This is a genomic window from Roseomonas sp. HF4, from assembly GCF_005222755.1.
Lineage (GTDB): Bacteria > Pseudomonadota > Alphaproteobacteria > Acetobacterales > Acetobacteraceae > Neoroseomonas.
The window spans coordinates 1-18,700 of sequence record NZ_STGD01000025.1; the positions used below are offsets into that span (position 1 = coordinate 1).

The 18,700-nt window shown below is 71.1% G+C and carries 15 protein-coding genes and 1 tRNA gene; 4 read left to right on the plus strand and 12 right to left on the minus strand.

Annotated features, from left to right (window positions below; translation table 11 throughout):
- Positions 1–81 precede the first annotated feature (81 nt).
- On the minus strand, positions 82–327 hold the full coding sequence (locus tag E8M80_RS26175; RefSeq protein WP_170979612.1) for a transposase: 246 nt from the start codon (positions 325–327) through the stop codon (positions 82–84).
- A 388-nt stretch (positions 328–715) separates the two neighbouring features.
- Between E8M80_RS26175 and E8M80_RS24160 the strand changes: the two genes are divergently transcribed.
- From E8M80_RS24160 to E8M80_RS24170, 3 genes are read left to right on the plus strand one after another with little or no spacing between them, the layout of a single operon-like run.
- Positions 716–1,312 carry a DUF3489 domain-containing protein gene (locus tag E8M80_RS24160; protein ID WP_170979613.1) on the plus strand — a complete coding sequence of 199 codons (597 nt, stop codon included), beginning with the start codon at positions 716–718 and terminating at the stop codon, positions 1,310–1,312.
- A 1-nt stretch (position 1,313) separates the two neighbouring features.
- Entirely contained in the window at positions 1,314–1,880 is a 567-nt protein-coding gene (locus E8M80_RS24165; RefSeq protein ID WP_206035734.1) for a DUF2924 domain-containing protein, read from the plus strand.
- The gene (locus E8M80_RS24170; RefSeq protein ID WP_137128301.1) at positions 1,873–3,603 is read left to right on the plus strand and encodes a recombinase family protein; all 1,731 of its coding nucleotides are present in this window, start codon (positions 1,873–1,875) and stop codon (positions 3,601–3,603) included. Before E8M80_RS24165 ends, E8M80_RS24170 begins: the two co-directional genes overlap by 8 nt.
- A gap of 284 nt (positions 3,604–3,887) precedes the next feature.
- Here the strand turns inward: E8M80_RS24170 and E8M80_RS24175 are convergent.
- The 4 genes from E8M80_RS24175 to E8M80_RS24190 form a co-directional block, all read right to left on the minus strand.
- A tRNA-Gln gene (locus tag E8M80_RS24175) sits at positions 3,888–3,962 on the minus strand.
- 20 nt (positions 3,963–3,982) lie between these two features.
- Positions 3,983–4,840, minus strand: a complete 858-nt coding sequence (locus E8M80_RS24180; protein WP_137128331.1) for a 4-(cytidine 5'-diphospho)-2-C-methyl-D-erythritol kinase — start codon at positions 4,838–4,840, stop codon at positions 3,983–3,985.
- A 2-nt stretch (positions 4,841–4,842) separates the two neighbouring features.
- Positions 4,843–6,543, minus strand: a complete 1,701-nt coding sequence (locus E8M80_RS24185; protein WP_137128302.1) for a tetratricopeptide repeat protein — start codon at positions 6,541–6,543, stop codon at positions 4,843–4,845.
- A gap of 89 nt (positions 6,544–6,632) precedes the next feature.
- Positions 6,633–8,123: a sulfatase-like hydrolase/transferase gene (locus tag E8M80_RS24190; protein WP_137128303.1), complete on the minus strand. Its 1,491-nt coding sequence runs from the start codon at positions 8,121–8,123 to the stop codon at positions 6,633–6,635.
- Positions 8,124–8,274: 151 nt separating this feature from the next.
- Between E8M80_RS24190 and E8M80_RS24195 the strand changes: the two genes are divergently transcribed.
- Positions 8,275–9,711 carry an NAD-dependent succinate-semialdehyde dehydrogenase gene (locus tag E8M80_RS24195; protein ID WP_137128304.1) on the plus strand — a complete coding sequence of 479 codons (1,437 nt, stop codon included), beginning with the start codon at positions 8,275–8,277 and terminating at the stop codon, positions 9,709–9,711.
- A 238-nt stretch (positions 9,712–9,949) separates the two neighbouring features.
- Here E8M80_RS24195 and E8M80_RS24200 read toward each other — a convergent pair whose 3' ends face one another.
- The 7 genes from E8M80_RS24200 to E8M80_RS24230 all read right to left on the minus strand — a co-directional run bounded on the left by E8M80_RS24200 (position 9,950) and on the right by E8M80_RS24230 (position 18,674).
- Entirely contained in the window at positions 9,950–12,085 is a 2,136-nt protein-coding gene (locus tag E8M80_RS24200) for an acetate--CoA ligase family protein (RefSeq protein WP_137128305.1), read from the minus strand.
- Between the two features lie 36 nt (positions 12,086–12,121).
- Positions 12,122–12,610 (minus strand): CYTH domain-containing protein, encoded by a 489-nt coding sequence (locus E8M80_RS24205; RefSeq protein ID WP_137128306.1) that lies wholly within the window; start codon positions 12,608–12,610, stop codon positions 12,122–12,124.
- Positions 12,611–12,617: 7 nt separating this feature from the next.
- Positions 12,618–14,513, minus strand: a complete 1,896-nt coding sequence (locus tag E8M80_RS24210; RefSeq protein WP_137128307.1) for an alpha/beta hydrolase — start codon at positions 14,511–14,513, stop codon at positions 12,618–12,620.
- Between the two features lie 247 nt (positions 14,514–14,760).
- The gene (locus tag E8M80_RS24215) at positions 14,761–15,960 is read right to left on the minus strand and encodes an alanine--glyoxylate aminotransferase family protein (RefSeq protein ID WP_137128308.1); all 1,200 of its coding nucleotides are present in this window, start codon (positions 15,958–15,960) and stop codon (positions 14,761–14,763) included.
- Positions 15,961–16,102: 142 nt separating this feature from the next.
- Positions 16,103–17,281, minus strand: coding sequence for a VWA domain-containing protein (locus tag E8M80_RS24220; protein ID WP_240790205.1), 1,179 nt, complete (start codon positions 17,279–17,281; stop codon positions 16,103–16,105).
- A gap of 3 nt (positions 17,282–17,284) precedes the next feature.
- On the minus strand, positions 17,285–18,133 hold the full coding sequence (locus E8M80_RS24225) for a MoxR family ATPase (protein ID WP_206035737.1): 849 nt from the start codon (positions 18,131–18,133) through the stop codon (positions 17,285–17,287).
- Positions 18,134–18,194: 61 nt separating this feature from the next.
- Entirely contained in the window at positions 18,195–18,674 is a 480-nt protein-coding gene (locus E8M80_RS24230) for a CinA family protein (RefSeq protein WP_206035735.1), read from the minus strand.
- Positions 18,675–18,700: the final 26 nt, after the last annotated feature.

Below are 18,700 nucleotides of genomic sequence, written 5' to 3' on the forward strand. Positions count from 1 at the left end.
CGTGAGTGGTCCATGGCCAAGGCCCAGTTCGCCGTCCTGTTCGGCGAACGCTTCACCAAAGCCATGGCCTGACCGTGTCGTTCAACCGACCGGCCACACACGGAATTCCTGACAGTCCCCGCGCACCGGCATGAAGGTCGCCTCCTCCATCACCAGCACACCGCGCCGCTGCGCATCCCGCCACTGCCACAACAAACCGCGGCTCACATCGTGCCGCCGCGCCACATCCACGAACTTCGCCCCCGGCTCGTCCAACTCGGCGAGGATCCGCAGCTTGTCCTCGGGCCGCCAATGACGACGCCGCTCGACCCCGGTGATGATGTCCATCCCGCCATCCGCCCCTGTCCTTAACGGCGCGCCAAAGAACGCCCGTAGGATCACAGGACAGGTTCCGCCCAAACGCGGTAGGCGGCCCTCGCCGGACGGATACGGCCCGTCAGCAGCAAACCAAGCTGCTTGCGTGTCCCCAACTTGAACCTGCGCCGGGGCAACGGCGTCAACCAACCGTGCTTCGGTCGATGAAGGCGAGGTGAGATGCCCGCATCGGCGCATCGGAGGCGTACCTGCACATTCCGCTCGACTTCCCTGCGACAGGAAGCATTGGTGCTGACGCGCCGCGGGGGCAGGCAGCCCGCGAGAGCAAACCCGGCAAGAGCCGGGCTTCGGGTGGTGGGAGCGCCGCATGGTGCGGTCTCCCGCTCAAGGAACCATCCCGATGTCCACCACCAAGACCCTCACCGTCGCCCAGTTGCTCATCCTGACCACCGCCGCGCAGCGGCCCGATCACATGGTCCTCCCTCTGCCACCGACGATCCGCACCCGCGGGGGAGCGCAGCGCAACCTTCTCGGTACCCTGCTCAAGATGGAGCTCGTCGAGGAAGTGCCGGTGGATGACGCGACAATCGCTTGGCAGAGCGACGAGGCCGGCCAGCACCACGGCCTCCGTCTCACCGCAGCCGGCCTCGTCGCCGCAGGCGCCTCGGCCGATTTGGCGGTGGAACCGCTGAATGTCGGGATGAGCGATGAGGGCCCGGCAGCTTCCGTGGGCACCGATGCTGCAGCGTTCGGGGAGGCCGCCGCTGAGCGGGGTGAGCAGGAAGCGCCGCCCCGGCGCCCGACCGGCAAGCTGGGCGAGGTGCTGCAGGCGATCTCGGCCGAGGCGGGTGCGACGCTCGCCGAGATCACCACGCTCACCGGGTGGCTGCCGCACACCGCCCGCGCCGCGGTCACCGGCCTGCGCAAGCGCGGTTTCGATGTGGCGCTCATCCAGCAGGACGGCCGCAAGGCCTACCGTCTGACCGCGGCTGGCTGAGATGGCCGTGATGACCGGCGAGGGCGGAGCAGGGAGTGACGTGCCTCTACGCGCATCGGGTTGCGCGCCTCTGCCCGCAGGCCGTGACGCCGCCGCGCCAATTGAAGAATTGGGCCAGCGCCTCGCAGCCCTGGCTGGCTTGGAGTTGGAAGACCTGCGCACCGCGTGGCGCAAACTATACCGCAGCGCTCCGCCGCTCCGCCTCAGCCGTGATCTCCTGCAGCGCAGTTTTGCCCATCGGATGCAGGAGGAGGCACTGGGCGGCCTCTCCACCGCTGCGCAACGTCAGCTGGTTGCTCTCGCACGTAGCTTGGCGGCCGACAGCAAGCAGCCGCCGGTATCACCCGCCGTCAAGCTCAAGCCAGGCACGACCCTCGTGCGCGAATGGCACGGCCGGACGCATACCGTGATCGTGCAGGAGAAGGGCTTCGAGCATGAGGGCAAGCACTACACCTCCCTGACCCAGATCGCCCACCACATCACCGGCGCGCACTGGTCCGGCCCGCGCTTCTTCGGTCTACGTCGAGCAGCGAAGAACCCGAGCCGGGGAGCGGCCGACGGTGAATGAGCAGCGCCGACCGTCGACGTCATCGGCGCATCGCGGTGCGAGCCGGCGCTGCGCCATCTACACCCGCAAGTCCTCCGACGAAGGACTCGACCAGGTCTTCAACAGCCTCGACGCGCAGCGTGAGGCTTGCGAAGCCTATGCCAGCAGCCAGCGCCATGAGGGTTGGCTGCTGCTGCCGACCCGGTACGACGATGGCGGCCTGTCCGGCGGCAATCTCGAGCGGCCCGGCCTGCAGCGCCTGCTGGCCGACATCGGGGCCGGCAAGGTCGACCTGGTGCTGGTCTATAAGGTCGACCGCCTGACCCGCTCGCTGCCCGACTTCGCCCGCATCGTCGAAGTCATGGATGAGCATGGTGCCTCGTTTGTCTCGGTCACCCAGCACTTCAACACCGCGACCAGCATGGGCCGGCTCACGCTGAACATGCTGCTGTCCTTCGCGCAGTTCGAGCGCGAGGTCGCCGGCGAGCGCATCCGCGACAAGATCGCCGCGTCCAAGCGCAAAGGCATGTGGATGGGCGGGTCCGTCCCACTCGGCTACGTGGTTCGCGATCGCAAGCTGGTCGTCGATGACGCCGAGGCCGAGAGGGTACGGTACGTGTTCCGCACCTATCATGAACTCGGCGCTGTCCGACTGCTGCATGCACGGCTCGACGTGGAGGGCGTCGCCAGCAAGTCGGGTCAGCGCCTCTCGCACGGCGCCCTGTTCCACATGCTGCAGAACCGGGTCTATCGCGGTGAGGTGCGGCACAAGGGCAACGTCTATCCCGGCGAGCACGAGGCCATCATAGACCTCTCGCTGTGGGATGCCGTGCAGACGCAGCTGGCCGAGAACCGCGTGCAGCGCGCCTCCGGCAGCAATGCCGATCATCCGAGCCTGCTGGCCGGCCTGGCCTACGAGGGTGACACTGACACACGCCTGACGCCGACCCATGCCGTGAAGGCGGGTAAGCGGTATCGCTACTATGTCTCGCAGACGCTGATCGGCGGGCCACGCTCGTCGTCGCCGAGCGGCCGTCGGGTTCCTGCCAGTGATCTCGAGCAGCTGGTGATCGGTCGTCTGCGCCGGTTCCTCGCTGATGAAGCGGCCTTGTACGCGGCGCTGCAGCCCATCGTGCCGGACGCAGCGGGGCGCCGCAGGCTGCTCGATCGAGCATCCCGCCTCGCGCAGGACTGGCCCAAGATGAGCGCGACCGAGGTGCGGCAAATGCTGCGCAGGATGCTATCGCGCGTTAGCCTCCACACCGATCGGATCGATTTGCATGTGCGGCTCGATCGCGTGCCGCGGCTGCTGACCGGTGGACCTGAAGCAGCGTCGCTCGACGCCATGCCCGGTAAGGTGGAAGGCTCAGGGCTGGTTCTGTCCGTGCAGGCATCGCTGCGGCGCGCCGGGAAAGAGATCGCGATGGTGCTCGGGGCAGACCCGGCTGTCGCACGATCCGCCGATCCCGCCATGATGCGATTGATCCTGCGCGCCCGGTCGATGTGGGAGAAGGTGCAGCGCGGCGAGGTGGCAGGGCTCGGAGAACTCGCAGCTCAGGAAGGCGTCAGCGGCTCCTACGCTTCACGGCTCATCCGACTTGCGTTCCTCGCACCGGATATCCTGACGGCGATCATGAACGGTCGGCAGCCGGTTGAACTGTCCGCGGCTGCACTGATGCAGGAGTGCCGGCGCGGCCTGCCGCTCGACTGGCAGCAGCAACGCGACGAGCTCGGCTGCCGCTGATCCCTAGAACATCCCAACGTCAGCTGGGATACAGAGGCACGCGTCGGCATCGATCCGGCGCGGCCTCGCTTTCGGCTTCCTGTGCCGCAGCGAAGGCCACCCCAAAACTCGTACTGCCGAAATGGGCAGGAGAGACGCGGGCACGGATTGCGCCGCGAATCCGGGACCAAATGCGTCTCTCGGGCGCCGTGCGAAATCGGCATCGGCGCAAGGCCGCGGAATTCCGGGCCTGTCCGCGAGGACCCATTCCGAAGCAAAAATCCTTCAATATCAAATACTTAACGTGGTTGGGGCGCCAGGATTCGAACCTGGGAATGGCGGTACCAAAAACCGCTGCCTTACCGCTTGGCGACGCCCCAGCCGCGCGCTCTCATACCCTTCACGGACCGGCGCCGTGAAGCCCCCCGCCCCATCGCCACCATGTCGCGGGCAGTGCCCCCGCCGCGCGCGCCGCCGCCGCCGGAGCCGCGAACAGCGCGAAACAGGTCGCGCCGGATCCGCTCATGCGCGCCATGAGGCAGCCCGGCAGCGCACGGAGTGCAGCCAACACCTCGGCCACCGGCGGGCACAGCGCGATGGCCGGCGCCTCCAGGTCGTTGCCGAGCGCGCCGAGGTCGCGCGCCATCGCCGACGCATCCGCCCACCCCGCCGGCAGCGCCGCCGGCGCGCCGAATGCGCCGCCGCGCGCCCGGAACACTGCCGGGGTCGCCAGCGCGACGCGTGGATTGGCCAGCAGGATCCCGCAGGGCGGCAACCGCGGCGCCGGGCGCAGCACCTCGCCGATGCCGCCCAGCACGCAGGGGCGGGCCGCAAGGCAGCACGGAATGTCGGCGCCGAGCGGCAGGGCCAGCGCGGCCAGGCGCTCCATCGGCCAGTCCAGCGTCCAGAGCGCGTTCAGCGCCCGCAGCGCGGCGGCCGCATCCGCGCTGCCGCCGCCGATGCCCGACGCCACCGGCAGGCGCTTGGTCAACGTGAGCGCCGCCCGCGGCGCCACGCCCGCTGCGGTCGCGAGCGCGCGGGCCGCGCGCAGCACCAGGTTGTCGGGCTCTGCCGCCAGCGCGCCGGCCTCCGGGCCGTCCAGCGCGAGGCCCAGCGCATCGGCGGGCGCCGCCGCCACCGCATCCGCCGCCCCCGCGAAGACCACGAGGCTGTCGAGCAGATGATACCCATCCGCGCGCCGGCCGGTGACATGGAGATGGAGGTTGACCTTGGCCGGCGCGGCCTCGGTGACCGGCAGGCTCAGCGCCGGTTCTCCGCGACGGGGTTGTCGGGCAGGCCGCTGCGGATCTTGGCCTCGATCTTCGGCCCCTCCTCGCCCTCGGGGCCGAGGGCCAGCGCGCGGCGCCACTGGAACTGCGCCTCCCGCTGGCGGCCCGCCACCCAGTAGGCGTCGCCCAGGTGGTCGTTGATCACGCTGTTGCGCGGCTCGAGTTCCACCGCCCGTTCCAGCCACCGGATCGCGCCCGGCATGTCGCCGAGCTTGAACAGCGCCCAGCCCAGGCTGTCGGCGATGTTGCCGTCCTGCGGGCGGAGCGCCACCGCGCGTTCCAGCATGCGCCGCGCCTCGGCCAGGTTCTCGCCGCGCTCGACCCAGGTGTAGCCGAGGTAGTTCAGCACGTAGGGTTGCTCGGGGCTGAGCTCGAGCGCGCGGCGGAAATCGGGTTCCGCCTGCGCCCAGTCGCCGCCGCGCTCCCGCGCGATGCCGCGGGCGTAGAACAGCGCCCAGTGCCCTGCCGTGGGGCTCGGGACGCGGCGGATCGCCTCATCGTAGGCGGCGGCGGACTCCGCCCAGCGGCTGCGGGTCCGCAGCATGTCGCCGAGCCGCGCATGCGGCTGCGACGCGCCGGGGAAGGCGGCGGCGATGCGCTGGTACTCGGCGACCGCCTCCTCCGTCCGGTCAAGCCGGTCGAGCAGCGTCGCGCGGCGCAGGCCGACCATCCCGGCCAGCGGGTCGTTGGCCGGGATGCGGTCGAGCTCGGCGATCGCGGCGGCGAATTGCCGTTCGTCGGACAGCGCATCGGCCGCCAGCAGCAGCCCGGGCGTGAAGCCCGGCCGCAGCCGCAGCGCGAGCCGCGTTAGCGCCAGTGAGAATTCCGCCGCACCCTGCCCGCGCAGCGCGCCGGCCAGCGCCAGGTGCGCCTCGGCCATCCCCTCGACCGGGGAGGCGACGGCGCGGCTGGTCAGGATCTGTTCGCGCGCCGCTTCGCCCATGGCCAGCGCCAGGTCGTCCTGCCCGCGGGAGAGGCTCTCGATCAGGCGGTCCGCGTCACTCTCGCGGCCGCCGCGGGCCATGATGCCGGCCGAGATCTGCACGAGCCGCAGCGTCGGCGGCTGGCTGTCGCCGATCGCGATGCGCACGAAGCGCTCGGCTTCCCGCGAGCGGCCGGCGAGGTCGCAGATCAGCGCGGCATGCAGCGCATAGAGCGACCGCAGCCGCCCGCCTTCCGCGAGCGGCCGCAGCAGGGCCACCGCCGCGTCGGTCTGGCCCTTGCCGTGCATCACCCAGGCCAGCAGCAGGGGCTGCAGCAGCTGGGACGCGCCCTGGCGCGGCAGGCTGCGGATACGGGCCTCGGCGCGGTCCCACCGCCCGGCCTGCGCCTCCGTGCCGGCCACCAGCATGGCGGCGAGCGGATTGTCCGGCAGGCGCCGGGCAAGGCGAAGGGCCTCGCTGCGACCGTCGAGAAGCGTCGCGATGAAGGCGCGCTGGACCACCTCCGGCTGGTCCGGGTCGGCACGCAGCGCGGCCAGCAGGCTGTCGGCGGCGATGCGCGTGTCGGATTCGGCCGTCGCGAAGCGCCCGGCGAGATAGGCGCCGAAGGCGTTGCTCGCCGACGGCCTGAAACCCTGCTCGCCGGGGCGCCCGCCTTCTGCCGCGGCGCAGGCCGAGAGCATGGCGACGGCGAGGAAGGCGAGGCGGCGCGGGGCGAAGGGACGGCTCATCGATGCAGTCTAGATCAGAACGCACCGGGCTGACATCGGCCGTCTGCGGGCGCGCCGGATGCCGCGGACCGGCCGCGCCGCATCGGCCCTCAGGTCGGGAAGCCCACCATGGTTCCGGGCGCGAAGGCGGGCGGCTGCGGGTAATGCAGGCCGCGCTGGCCGGACAGGCTGCGGTCCGGCTTTCCAGGGTAGGGGCCGGGGTCGAAGCCCAGCAGCGCGCCATCCTTCACCCAGCCCTGGTCCAGGTCGCTGCCCCAGGCGGCGGCGGCCAGCGCCTCCTGCAGCCGGCCCCGGACGCCGGCGTAGTCGGCATCCGCGGCGCGGTTCACGATCTCGTCAGGATCGCGCTCGAGGTCGAACAACTGAAACGCGTTCCCTGCCGGGTACCAGATCAGCTTGTGCCGACCGTCATGCGCCATGCGCGTCGCGCCGTTGGTCTCGAGCGTGTCGCCGGTCAGCACCGCGCGCGGGGCGCCGAGCATGGAGCGCCCCTCGACCGTCGCGGGCGCGGGAATGCCGGCGAGATCCAGCAGCGTCGGCATCACGTCCTGCAGCCCGACGAGGCGGTGGTCCACGCGGTCGGTGCCGACGCGCGCATCCGCCGCGCGGCCGACAAGGATGCAGGGGATGTTGCCCGAGCCCTCGTAGTAGGTGCGCTTGGCATAGAGCCCGTGGTCGCCCAGCATGTCGCCATGGTCGGCCGTCAGCAGGATGACGGTGTCGTCCAGCAGCCCTTCCTCCCGCAGCGTGCCGATCACGACGCGGAGCTGGTGGTCGATATGCGTGGCCATGGCGTAGAAGGCGCGGCGCACCTCGGCCAGGACGTGCGGCGCGAGCGCCGGCCAGTAGTTCCGCACCATCTTCAGTGCGAAGGGGAGGTTCGCCGCGTCCTCGGACCAGGGCGCCGTGAGCGGCGCGGGCGGCTCGAACTGGCGATACAGGTCCATGTAGGTCTGCAGCGGCACCAGCGGCGGGTGCGGCGCGGTATAGGACAGGCACCAGAAGGCCGGGCGCGTCGGGTCGCGCCGCCGGATCTCGCGCGCCATCGCGAAGGACGCCCAGTTCGTGACGTGGCAGTCCTCCGGCAGGTGCCAGGCGCGGTGCATGTAGTTGTTGTTGTTCATCCCGTGCAGGAACTGCTTGCCGGGGTGCCCCTGGTCGGCCAGGAAGATGTCGTGGTCGTCGGGGCCGCCCAGGTGCGGCCGCCCTTCCTCGCTCAGCAGCACGTTGTCGAAGCCGATGCGGTCGCGCGGCGGATAGACATGCAGCTTGCCCACGCAGAGCGTCTGGTAGCCCGCGCCGCCGAAGGCCTGCGCGATGGTCGGCAGGTGCTTTGGCATGGTGTTGGTGGTGCCGAAGACCCGGTCGCCATGGGTGCGCGTCGTGGTGCCGGTCATCAGCGTGCGCCGCGCGGGGATGCAGATCGGCGTCTCGGCATAGGCGCGTGTGTAGCGGATGCCGTTGCGCGCCAGCTGGTCCAGCGTCGGCGTCAGCACCGTGGGGTGCCCCGCGCAGCCGAGCATGCGGCCGGGCCACTGGTCGACGGTGATCAGCAGCACGTTGGGGCGCGTGTCGGCCATGATGCGGTCGCTCCTCGCGGGCCGCGTGCCGGGCCCTTCCGGTGGCCAGCGTAACAGCGGCAGGGGTGGCGGCAAGGCGGTCTGGCCGCGCGGCCCGGCCGCGCGTAGTCTCCGCCGCCAACACCAGACCTTACCGGAGGAACCAGCCCCCATGGCCTATCCGAACACCCTTCTGCACGTGAACGGGGAGTGGCGCGCCGCGCGCTCCGGCAAGACGCTGAACGTGCTGAACCCGGCGACCGAGGAAGTGATCGGCACCGTCGCGCATGCCGAGAAGGCAGACCTCGACGAGGCGCTGGCCGCCGCCGACCGCGGCTTCGCCACCTGGCGCAAGGTGTCGGCGTTCGACCGCTACAAGCTCATGCGCAAGGCCGCCGACATCTTCCGCGCCCGCGCCGAGGAGACCGCGCGGCTGATGACGATGGAACAGGGCAAGCCGCTGCCCGAGGCGAAGATGGAGGTGATGGCAGCCGCCGACATCATCGACTGGTTCGCCGAGGAAGGCCGCCGTGCCTATGGCCGCGTCATCCCCGCGCGCGCCGACGGCGTCTACCAGCTTGTCATCAAGGAGCCGGTCGGCCCCGTCGCCGCCTTCACGCCCTGGAACTTCCCGATCAACCAGGTGGTGCGCAAGCTCTGCGGCGCTGTCGCGACGGGCTGCTCCATCATCGTCAAGGCGCCGGAGGAGACGCCCGCCTCCCCGGCCGAGTTGATCCGCGCCTTCGTCGATGCCGGCCTGCCGCCGGGCGTCGCGAACCTCGTCTACGGCGTGCCGGCGGAGATCAGCGAGTACCTCATCGCGCATCCGGTCATCCGCAAGGTGACCTTCACGGGCTCGACGCCCGTCGGCAAGCTGCTGGCGGGCCTCGCGGGCCAGCACATGAAGCGCGTGACGATGGAACTGGGCGGGCATGCGCCGGCGATCGTCTTCGACGACGCGGACCTCGACCTGGCCGCCAAGACGCTGGCCGGCGCCAAGTTCCGCAACGCGGGGCAGGTCTGCGTGAGCCCGACGCGCTTCCTGGTGCAGGAGAAGCTCTATGACGGCTTCGTCGAGAAGTTCGTCGAGCACACGAAGGCGCTCAAGGTCGGCGACGGCATGGCGGAGGGCACCACCATGGGCCCGCTCGCGCATGACCGCCGCGTGCCCTGGGTCGAGATGATGGTGCAGGACGCGCAGGCGAAGGGCGGCAAGGTCCATACCGGCGGCAAGCGCATCGGCAACAAGGGCTATTTCTACGAACCGACGGTGATGACCGACGTGCCGAAGGACGCCCGCGCCATGAACGAGGAGCCCTTCGGCCCGGTGGCCATGATCTCCCGCTTCCGCGACCTGGACGAGGTCGTGACGGAAGCGAACCGCCTGCCCTATGGCCTCGCGGCCTATGCCTTCACGCGGTCCGCCAAGACCGCGAACGCGGTCGCCAACCGGGTCGAGAGCGGGATGATGACGATCAACCACCTCGGCCTCGCGCTGCCGGAAGTGCCCTTCGGCGGCGTGAAGGACAGCGGCTACGGCAGCGAGGGCGGGACGGAGGCGATCGAGGCCTACCTGAACACGAAGTTCGTCTCGCAGGCCGGGCTCTGAGGGCGGCTTTTTCAGGCCCTCAGACGCCGGGCGGAACCCTCCGGGTTCCTTGGCTTTCGCCGGACTGCCGGCGGGCCGCAGTCGCGGCCTCGGCACGAGCCAACGCCTCGTGCCGGCCGTATCAGACGCCGGGCGGGCCGCAATCGCGGCCTCGGCCCCTCGGGCCGCAGGTCGGTGCCTCTGGCGCGGCGTAGGAGGCCGGGGAGGGGGGGAAGCGCGCTTCTCCCCCCGCCCCGTCTCATGCCTTCACGATCAGCGCGTCGACGGCCACCGCCTCCGCCCCGGCCACGATGATCGGGTTCACGTCCAGCTCGGCGATGCGCCCGCGCTGGTCGGCCACGAATTCCGACAGGCGCGCGACGATCCCGGCCAGCACGTCGAGGTCCGCCGCCGGCGCGCCGCGGAAGCCCTCCAGCGCCGCGCGGCCGCGCAGCCGGCCGAACATCGCGCGCGCCTCGGCCTGCGTGACGGGCGCCAGCGCCAGGGCGGAATCGCGCATCAGTTCCACCAGCACGCCGCCGAGGCCCGTCACGATCAGCGGGCCCATCAGCGGATCGACGCGCCCGCCGGCCATCAGCTCGACGCCGGGCTTCGCCATGGGCTGCACCAGCACGCCGTTGATGCGGGCACCCGGCGCGTGGCGCTTGGCGTTGGCCATGACGACGGCGAAGGCGTCGCGCACCTCGGCCGCATCCTTGAGGCGCAGCCGGATCACGCCGGCCTCGGTCTTGTGGGGCAGGTCCGGGCTCTCGACCTTCATCGCGACGGGATAGCCCAGGGCCTCGGCCGCCGCGGCGGCTTCGTCGGCGGTCTGGGTCAGGCGTTCCGGCACCACGGGCACGCCATAGGCGGCGAGCACGGCCTTCGCCTCGCGTTCGGTCAGGGTGCGCTCGCCCGCCGCGTCGATCAGCGCCGCCGCCTCGGCCGCGGCCTCGGGGCGCGACAGGCGGGCGTAGCCGCGCGGCCCGGCGGCGCGGCGCGCTTCCCGCGCGTGCCAATGCGCCAGCGCCGCGAAGCAGCGGTCCATCGAGCGGAACAGGCCGATATGCGGGTTCTGCTCCGCTTCCTTCGAGCCGAAGCCCTCCAGCCATTCCGTCGTCCAGACCACGCAGATCGGCTTGCCCGCGGTCCTGGCGATGGCGGCGAGCTCGCCCGGGCGCTTCGCCGAGAGCTCCGTCGAGTAGATCTGCGCGTAGATCAGCGCGCCGTAGTGGTCCTCGCCCAGCATCGCGCCGGCGCAGGCGGTCAGGCTTTCCGGGTCGTTCGCGACCTGCGCCGTGACGTCGCAGGGGTTCCGGGCCGATCCGAAGTCCGGGATGCGGGATTCCAGGATCGCGCGCACCGGCGGTGTCGGCTGGGGCAGGGGCACGCCATGCGCCTCGGCCTTGTCGGCGGACATGATGGCCGCGCCGCCCGAGACGGCAACGACCGCGACGCCGCGGGCCTTCGGCGCCGGGGCCTTGGCGAGGAAGGAGGCGGTCTCGACCAGCGCCTCGAAATCCTTCACGACCACGGCGCCGGCGCGCTCGAAGGCGGCCAGGTAGGCGGCGGTCTCCCCGGCGAGCGAGCCGGTGTGCGACATCGCCGCCGCCGCGCCCGCTTCCCCCGTGCCGAGCTTGAAGACCACCAGCGGCTTGTTCGCGGCATCCGCCACCGCGGCCGCCTGGATGAAGCGCATGGGGTCGGGCATGCCCTCGAAGACGCAGCCGATCGCGGCACAGCTCGGGTCGTCCGCGAGAAAGGAGACGCAGTCCGCGACGTCCACGTCCGACGAATTGCCCGTGGTCAGCAGGTGGCTGACCGAGACGCCCCGCATCACCGCCTGCGCCAGCGAGAAGCCGAGCGCGCCCGACTGGCTGACCAGCCCGACGGCATGCGGCAGCGGCGCGTCCATCGGCGGCGGGATCATGAAGGTGACGCCCGCCTTCGTGCGGAAGTTCAGCATGCCGATGCAGTTCGGCCCGACGATGCGCATGCCCGCGGCGCGGCCGATCTGCGCCAGGCGCCGCTGCGCCGCGACATCGGCGTCGCGGCCGGTCTCGGCGAAGCCGGAGGCGTAGATCATGATGCCGCCGACGCCGGCCTTCGCGCAGTCGGTCGCGATCTCCTCCACCGCGTCCTTGGCGGCGACGACGATGCAGCAATCGGGCGCTTCCGGCAGCGCGGCGACGGAGGGAAAGCAGGCGCGGTCCCCGATCGTCTCGTAGCGCGAATTCACGAGGTAGAGCCGGCCCGTGTAGTCGCGCAGCGCCTGGATGGTGCGGTCAGCGAAGGAGCCCGCCCGGGGGCTCGCGCCGATCACGGCGATGGAGGCGGGATCGAACAGTCGGCCCATCTCGCCATGGCGATAGACGGCGCGGCTTGACGCACTCATGCGGACGCTTCCCCTGGGTTTCCGTTGCGCGGAAGCCTAGGGCGCGCCTCGCGGGACGTCACCCCCGGGCGGACCCGCGGCGGACGCCAGGGCGGCATTCGCGTAGCGCGGGTCCTGCGTGACCTCGGCGCCCGCCCAGGGCGGCAGTTCGGGGGCGTGCAGGGCGTCGGGCAGTTCCACCTCGGCCAGCACGAGGCCCGCGAGCGGCCCCTCGAAGACATCCACTTCCCACAGCAGCCCGCCGAAGGGCACGTCGTGGCGCGTCTTGGCGAGGCTGCGGCCGGCGCAGAGGGCGGCCAGCATCGCCTCGGCCTCCTCCGCGGGCACGGGGTATTCGAATTCCGGGCGCACCAGCAGGCCGGGGCCCTTGATGGTCAGCGTGCCGCGCCCGGCGGCCAGGCGCAGCCGCACGGTCACGCCGTCCTCCCGCGCCAGGTAGCCCTGTCGGATGGCGCGGCTGCGGGCGACGCCGGCCCGCCAGCCATCGCCCGCGACCAGGAAGCGGCGCTCGACCTCGACCTTCATGGCGCCCTCACTTCATCAGCACGTAGGTGCCGGGCGCGGGCTCGAGCGGCGGCAGCCCGCGGCGCGGCGCGCCCATCGGCGGCGGCGGTGCCTTGGCCGGGCCCGATGCGCGCGCCAGCCAGGCGGCCCATTCCGCCCACCAGGACCCGTCCTGGCTGGGCGCGATCTCGGCCCAGGAATCCGGGGCGAGGTAGCGGTCGTCCTTGCCGCGCGTCATGGCGCGGAATGCCCGGCCCGCCTTGCCCGGCGGGCTGACGATGCCGGCATTGTGCCCGCCCGAGGCGAGCACGAAGGTCACCGCCGTGTCCGTGAACAGGCTGATCTTGTAGACCGACCGCCAGGGCGCGATGTGGTCCTTCATCGTGCCGACCGCGAAGATCGGCACGTCGATGTCCGACAGCGCGATGACGCGCCCCTCGACCGCGAAGCGCCCGGCGCTCAGCCGATTCTCGAGGAACAGGCCGCGCAGGTATTCGCCGTGCATCCGGGCCGGCATCCGCGTCTGGTCGCTGTTCCAGGCGAGCAGGTCGGTCATGCCGTTGGGATCGCCCAGCACGTAGCGCCGGATCAGGCGCGACCAGACGAGGTCGTTCGAGCGCAGCGCCTGGAAGGCGCCGGACATCTGATGGGTGTCGAGGAAGCCCTGGTCCCACATCATGTCCTCGAGGAAGCTGAGCTGGCTCTCATCCACGAAGAGCATCAGCTCGCCCGCCTCCGCGAAGTCGGTCTGCGCCGCGAGCAGCGTCATGCTGGCCAGGCGCGCATCGCCGTCGCGCGCCATGGTCGCCGCCGCGATCGAGAGAATGGTGCCGCCCAGGCAATAGCCGCAGGCATGGATGCGACGGTCCGGCAGGATGGCCGAGATGGCGTCGAGCGCGGCCATGACGCCTTCGCGCCGGTAGTCGTCGAGCCCGCGCTCGCGGTCGCGCGCATCGGGGTTCTTCCAGGACACCATGAAGACCGTGAAGCCCTGCGCCACCAGCCAGCGCACGAGCGAGTTCTCGGGGCTGAGATCGAGGATGTAGTACTTCATGATCCAGGCCGGCACGATCAGCAGCGGCTCGGGGTGCACCGCGCCGGTCGCGGGCGCGTACTGGATCAGCTCGATCAGGTCGTTGCGGAAGACCACGCGGCCGGGCGTGGTCGCGACCTCGTGGCCCGGGCGGAAATGCTCTGCGCCGTCGGGCGGCGCGGCGGAGAGCCCGCGCTCCAGGTCGTCGAGCCAGTTCTCGGCGCCGCGCACCAGGTTGAGGCCGCCATCGGCCAGCGTGCGCTCGGTGATGGCGGGGTTGAGCCAGGGGATGTTCGACGGCGCCAGGATGTCGGTGACCTGGCGCATCATGAAGGCGACCTGCTCGGCATGGCGGTGCGACAGGCCCGGCACGTCGCGCGTCGCCTCCATCCACCAGGATTCCGCGAGCAGATGCGCCTGTGCCACGGCGTTGAGCGGGAAGGCCGACCAGGCCGGCGCGGCGAAGCGCGTGTCGCCATTGGCCGAAGCGGACAACGGGGGCGGTTGCGCCTCCATCGCGTGGCGCAGCCACAGCAGGTAGCGCAGCGCCTGGATCGAGGCGCGCGCCGCGAGTTCCATCCGCTTGCCCGGCGCCCGCGCCAGATGCACCGCCCAGTCGAGCCAGGCACCGCCGACGGCGGTGGGCGAGATGCCCTGCGTGACGCGCGCCTCGGCCGCGCGGACGACGCGGTCGAAGGTGCGGAAGGTCGGGCCGATGCGGGTTTCGGCCGGCGGGGGCGCGTCGGCGGGTGGCGCGGCCTTGGCGGGCGGTGCCGCCGTGGTCACGGCGGGCGGTGCCGCCGTGGTCACGGCGGGCGACGCGGCCGCGGCGGGGGCGGCCGGCTTGCGCTTGCGCGGCCGGGCCGGGGTGCGGGGTCGGGCGGGCTTCATGGCGCAGGCATATAGCAGCCCGTGCGGCCAGAGGTTTGCGGCGCCGCAAGTGTGCGTTCCTGCAGGCTTGCGCGGGCCCCGACGTGGCGGGCGCTTCCTGCCGTCGCCGACCCCCCCATGCCGGACATCCCGGGATCCGCGCCAGATGACAAAGAGGGTTTGGGGGGGCGGGGGAGAGAAGTTCCCTTCTCCCCCCCCCCGCCCTCAGCGCCCCTTCCCGGAACCGCGCACCGGTGCTCGCGCCCTGTCAGCCGCCGCGCGCTGCCTCCGCCAGGTATTCGATCGCGGCGGTCACGCCGCCCGGCGCGTGCGGCACGCCCGCCAGGCGCAGCGCCGCCTCGACCGAGGCCAGGGTGCCGAGGATCATCGGCTCGTTCAGGTCGCCCAGGTGGCCGATGCGGAACACCTTCCCCCCGAGCCGCCCGAGCCCGCCGCCGAGCGAGACGTTGAACATCTGCAGCGCGGCGCGGCGCACCGCCTCGGCGTCGTGGCCGTCCGGCATCATCACGGCGGTGACGGAATTCGAGTATCGCTCCGGCGAGAGGCAGAACAGCGTCGGCCCGTTGTTGCCCGACCAGTGCCGCACGCAGCGGCGCACCGCCTCGCCGAGGCGCGCATGGCGGGCGAAGACCTCGTCCAGCCCTTCCTCCTCCAGCAGCCGGATCGATTCCTGCAGGCCGTAGAAGAGCGAGGTCGGCACCGTCCCGATGAAGGATTTGTGCCGGCGCGTCAGCATGTTCGACCAGTTCAGGTAGGATTTCGGCAGCGTCGACGCCGCATGCGCCGCCATGCCCCGGGCCGAGACGCCGGTGAAGGACATGCCCGTGGGCAGCATCAGCCCCTTCTGGCTGCCGCCCACCGCGACATCGACGCCCCAGGCGTCCATGCGGAACTCCATGGAGCCGAGCGAGGAGATGGTGTCGGCCAGCAGCAGCGCCGGATGCCCCACGGCGTCGAGCGCGGCGCGCACCTCGATCAGCGGCAGGACCATGCCCGTCGCGGTCTCGTTGTGCACGGCGCAGATCGCCTTGATGGCGTGGCCGGTATCGGCGGCGAGTGCGGCGCGGAGTTCGGCGAAGTCGATGCCGCGCCGCCAGTCTGCCGCCAGCGTGCGGACCTCGAGCCCGAAATCCTGTGCCATCTTCCCCCAGCTGTCGGAGAAATGGCCGGTCTCCGGCACCAGCAGGACATCGCCGGGGGAGAACAGGTTGACCAGCGCCGCCTCCCAGGCCGCGTGGCCGGAGCCGGTGTAGAGGAAGACCTCCTGCTCCGTGCGCAGCACGCGCTTCACGCCCGCGACGGCGGCGTCGTAGACCTTCAGGAAGGCCGGGTCGTTGAAGTCGATGCTGACATGCGCGACCGCCTTCAGGATCGAATCCGGGATGTTGGTCGGCCCGGGATTGGCGAAGAACTGGCGGCCGCGGGGGATGCGGGGCTTGGCGTCCATGGTCGTTCCCTGTTCCTAGAGCAGCGCCCGATCGGTTGGAACCGCTGCGCGGCTCCGCCGATCGGGCACAAGATGCTCTAGAACACGGTTTTCTAGAGCAGAAGATCCGATCAGATGATTCCATCTGATCGGATCTTCTGCTCTAGCGCGCGAGCTCGCGCGCCATGGTCTCGAGCCCCGCGAGCGTCAGCGGGTACATGCGGTTCTCCATCAGGCGCTGCAGGATCCCGATGGACTGCGTGTAGCGCCAGTGGGTCGGCTCCACCGGGTTGAGCCAGGCGGATTTGCGGAAATGCCGCGTCAGCCGCTGCATCCAGACCTGACCGGCTTCCTCGTTCCAGTGCTCGACGCTGCCGCCGGGCTGGATGATCTCGTAGGGGCTCATGGTCGCGTCGCCCACGAACACCAGGCGCCAGTCGGGGCCGTAGGTGCGCAGCACCTCCATCATCGGGCGCTCGGTCTCGCGCCGGCGGCGATTGGTCCGCCAGACGCGCTCATAGGGGCAGTTGTGGAAGTACCAGAATTCCAGGTGCTTGAACTCGCTGCGCGCAGCGGTGAACAGCTCCTGGCAGATGCGGATGTGGTCGTCCATCGACCCGCCGATGTCCATCAGCAGCAGCACCTTCACGGCGTTGTGCCGCTCCGGGACCATGTGCAGGTCGAGCGAGCCGCCGTTGCGCGCGGTCGCGCCGATCGTGCCGGGGATGTCGAGCTCGGTCGCGGCTCCCGTGCGCGCAAAGCGGCGCAGCCGGCGCAGCGCCACCTTCATGTTGCGCGACGACAGCGCCTCGTCCTCGTCCAGGTCCTTGAAGTTGCGCTGGTCCCAGACCTTCACGGCGCGGCGGTGGCGGCTTTCGTCCTGGCCGATCCGCACGCCCTCGGGGTTGTAGCCATGCGCGCCGAAGGGGGAGGTGCCGGCGGTGCCGATCCATTTCGAGCCGCCCTGGTGGCGGCCCTTCTGCTCGGCGAGCCGCTTCCGCAGCGTCTCCATCAGCGTGTCGAAGCCGCCCAGCGCCTCGACCTGCGCCATCTCCTCGGGCGTCAGGATCTTCTCGGCCATCCTGCGCAGCCATTCGGCGGGGATCTCGCGCGGCGCCTCGCCCTCCGGCGCCTCCAGCCCCTTGAAGATCTCGCCGAAGACGCGGTCGAAGCGGTCGAGGTGGCGCTCGTCCTTCACCAGCGCCGCGCGGGACAGGTGGTAGAAATCATCCACGCTGAAATCGGCCACGCCCTCCTTCATCGCGCGGAGCAGCGCCAGGTACTCCGTGATGGAGGCCGGCACGCCGGCGGCGCGCAGCGCCAGGATGAAGGGGGCGAACACGACCTAGCCGCCGCGGCGGCGCGCCAGGAAGGCGAGCCGCTCGAACAGGTGCACGTCCTGCTCGTTCTTCAGCATCGCGCCATAGAGCGGCGGCAGCGCCGTCTTGGCGTCCGAGGACCGCAGCGCCTCGGGCGGCATGTCCTCGATGGTGAGCAGCTTCAGCCAGTCGAGCAGTTCCGACGTCGCGGGCTTCTTCTTGAGCTCGCCCACCTCGCGGATCTCGAAGAAGACGTTCAGCGCCTCGCGCAGCAGGTCGCGACGGATGTCGGGGAAATGCGACCGGACGATCATCTCCATCGTCTCGCGGTCGGGGAAGCGGATGTAGTGGAAGAAGCAGCGGCGCAGGAAGGCGTCCGGCAGCTCCTTCTCGTTGTTCGAGGTGATGATCACGACCGGGCGGTGGCGCGCCTGCACGGTCTTGCGCGTCTCGTAGACGAAGAACTGCATGCGATCGAGCTCGAGCAGCAGGTCGTTCGGGAATTCGATGTCGGCCTTGTCGATCTCGTCGATCAGTAGCACGACGGGCGCCTCGGCCTCGAAGGCGTCCCACAGCTTGCCGCGCACGATGTAGTTGGCGATGTCGTGCACCCGCGGGTCGCCGAGCTGCCCGTCGCGCAGGCGCGACACGGCGTCGTATTCATAGAGCCCCTGCTGCGCCTTGGTGGTGGACTTGATGTGCCACTCGATCAGCGGGTAGCCGAGCGCCTGCGCGATCTCGTGCGCCAGCACGGTCTTGCCGGTTCCGGGCTCGCCCTTGACCAGCAGCGGGCGCTGCAGCGCCACGGCGGCGTTGACCGCGACCTCCAGCTCCCGTGACGCGACATACCGCTCCGTGCCCTTGAACTGCGCCACGCGCCCACCTTTCCGAAAATCCGCCGCCAAGGTCAGGCCGCGCCCGGCTTCGCGCAAGGGATCAATCGAGCGCCTCGGCCGCCAGGCGGAACAGCGCGGCGGCGAAGGCGCGCATGTTCTGCTCGCGCCCCGGCTGCCCGGTCTCGAGCGTGATGACCCGCTCGACCCGCCCGCTGACGGCGAGGCACGCATGCCCCGCCGCATCGCCGTAGCGGTTGCCCGACGGTCCGGCCGCGCCGGTCTCGGCGAAGCCCCAGTCGGCGCCGAGCCGCGCGCGCACCGTCCGCGCCAGCAGCAGCGCATAGGGTTCGGAGGAGGAGCGCATGCCCGCCATCCCGGCGTCCGTGATGCCGAGCAGGCCGCTCCGCGCCGCCTTCGTGTAGACCACGGCGCCACCCAGGAAGAAGGCCGAGGCGCCCGGCAGGGCGAGCAGCGCGGCCGCGATGAGGCCGCCGGCCGAACTTTCGGCGACGGCCACGGTCTCGCCCCGCGCCTTCAGCCGTTCGGCAACTGCGCGGGACGCGGGCAACAGCGTATCCATCGGCGGGACCCTCCGCGTGGAACGAA

Excerpts from the sequence above, each read along its gene's own strand:
- E8M80_RS26175 (WP_170979612.1), bottom strand. The coding sequence starts at position 327 with ATGGACATCATCACCGGGGTCGAGCGGCGTCGTCATTGGCGGCCCGAG.
- E8M80_RS24160 (WP_170979613.1), top strand. The coding sequence starts at position 716 with ATGTCCACCACCAAGACCCTCACCGTCGCCCAGTTGCTCATCCTGACC.
- E8M80_RS24165 (WP_206035734.1), top strand. The coding sequence starts at position 1,314 with ATGGCCGTGATGACCGGCGAGGGCGGAGCAGGGAGTGACGTGCCTCTA.
- E8M80_RS24185 (WP_137128302.1), bottom strand. The coding sequence starts at position 6,543 with ATGAGCCGTCCCTTCGCCCCGCGCCGCCTCGCCTTCCTCGCCGTCGCC.
- E8M80_RS24190 (WP_137128303.1), bottom strand. The coding sequence starts at position 8,123 with ATGGCCGACACGCGCCCCAACGTGCTGCTGATCACCGTCGACCAGTGG.
- E8M80_RS24195 (WP_137128304.1), top strand. The coding sequence starts at position 8,275 with ATGGCCTATCCGAACACCCTTCTGCACGTGAACGGGGAGTGGCGCGCC.
- E8M80_RS24200 (WP_137128305.1), bottom strand. The coding sequence starts at position 12,085 with ATGAGTGCGTCAAGCCGCGCCGTCTATCGCCATGGCGAGATGGGCCGA.
- E8M80_RS24205 (WP_137128306.1), bottom strand. The coding sequence starts at position 12,610 with ATGAAGGTCGAGGTCGAGCGCCGCTTCCTGGTCGCGGGCGATGGCTGG.
- E8M80_RS24210 (WP_137128307.1), bottom strand. The coding sequence starts at position 14,513 with ATGAAGCCCGCCCGACCCCGCACCCCGGCCCGGCCGCGCAAGCGCAAG.
- E8M80_RS24215 (WP_137128308.1), bottom strand. The coding sequence starts at position 15,960 with ATGGACGCCAAGCCCCGCATCCCCCGCGGCCGCCAGTTCTTCGCCAAT.
- E8M80_RS24230 (WP_206035735.1), bottom strand. The coding sequence starts at position 18,674 with ATGGATACGCTGTTGCCCGCGTCCCGCGCAGTTGCCGAACGGCTGAAG.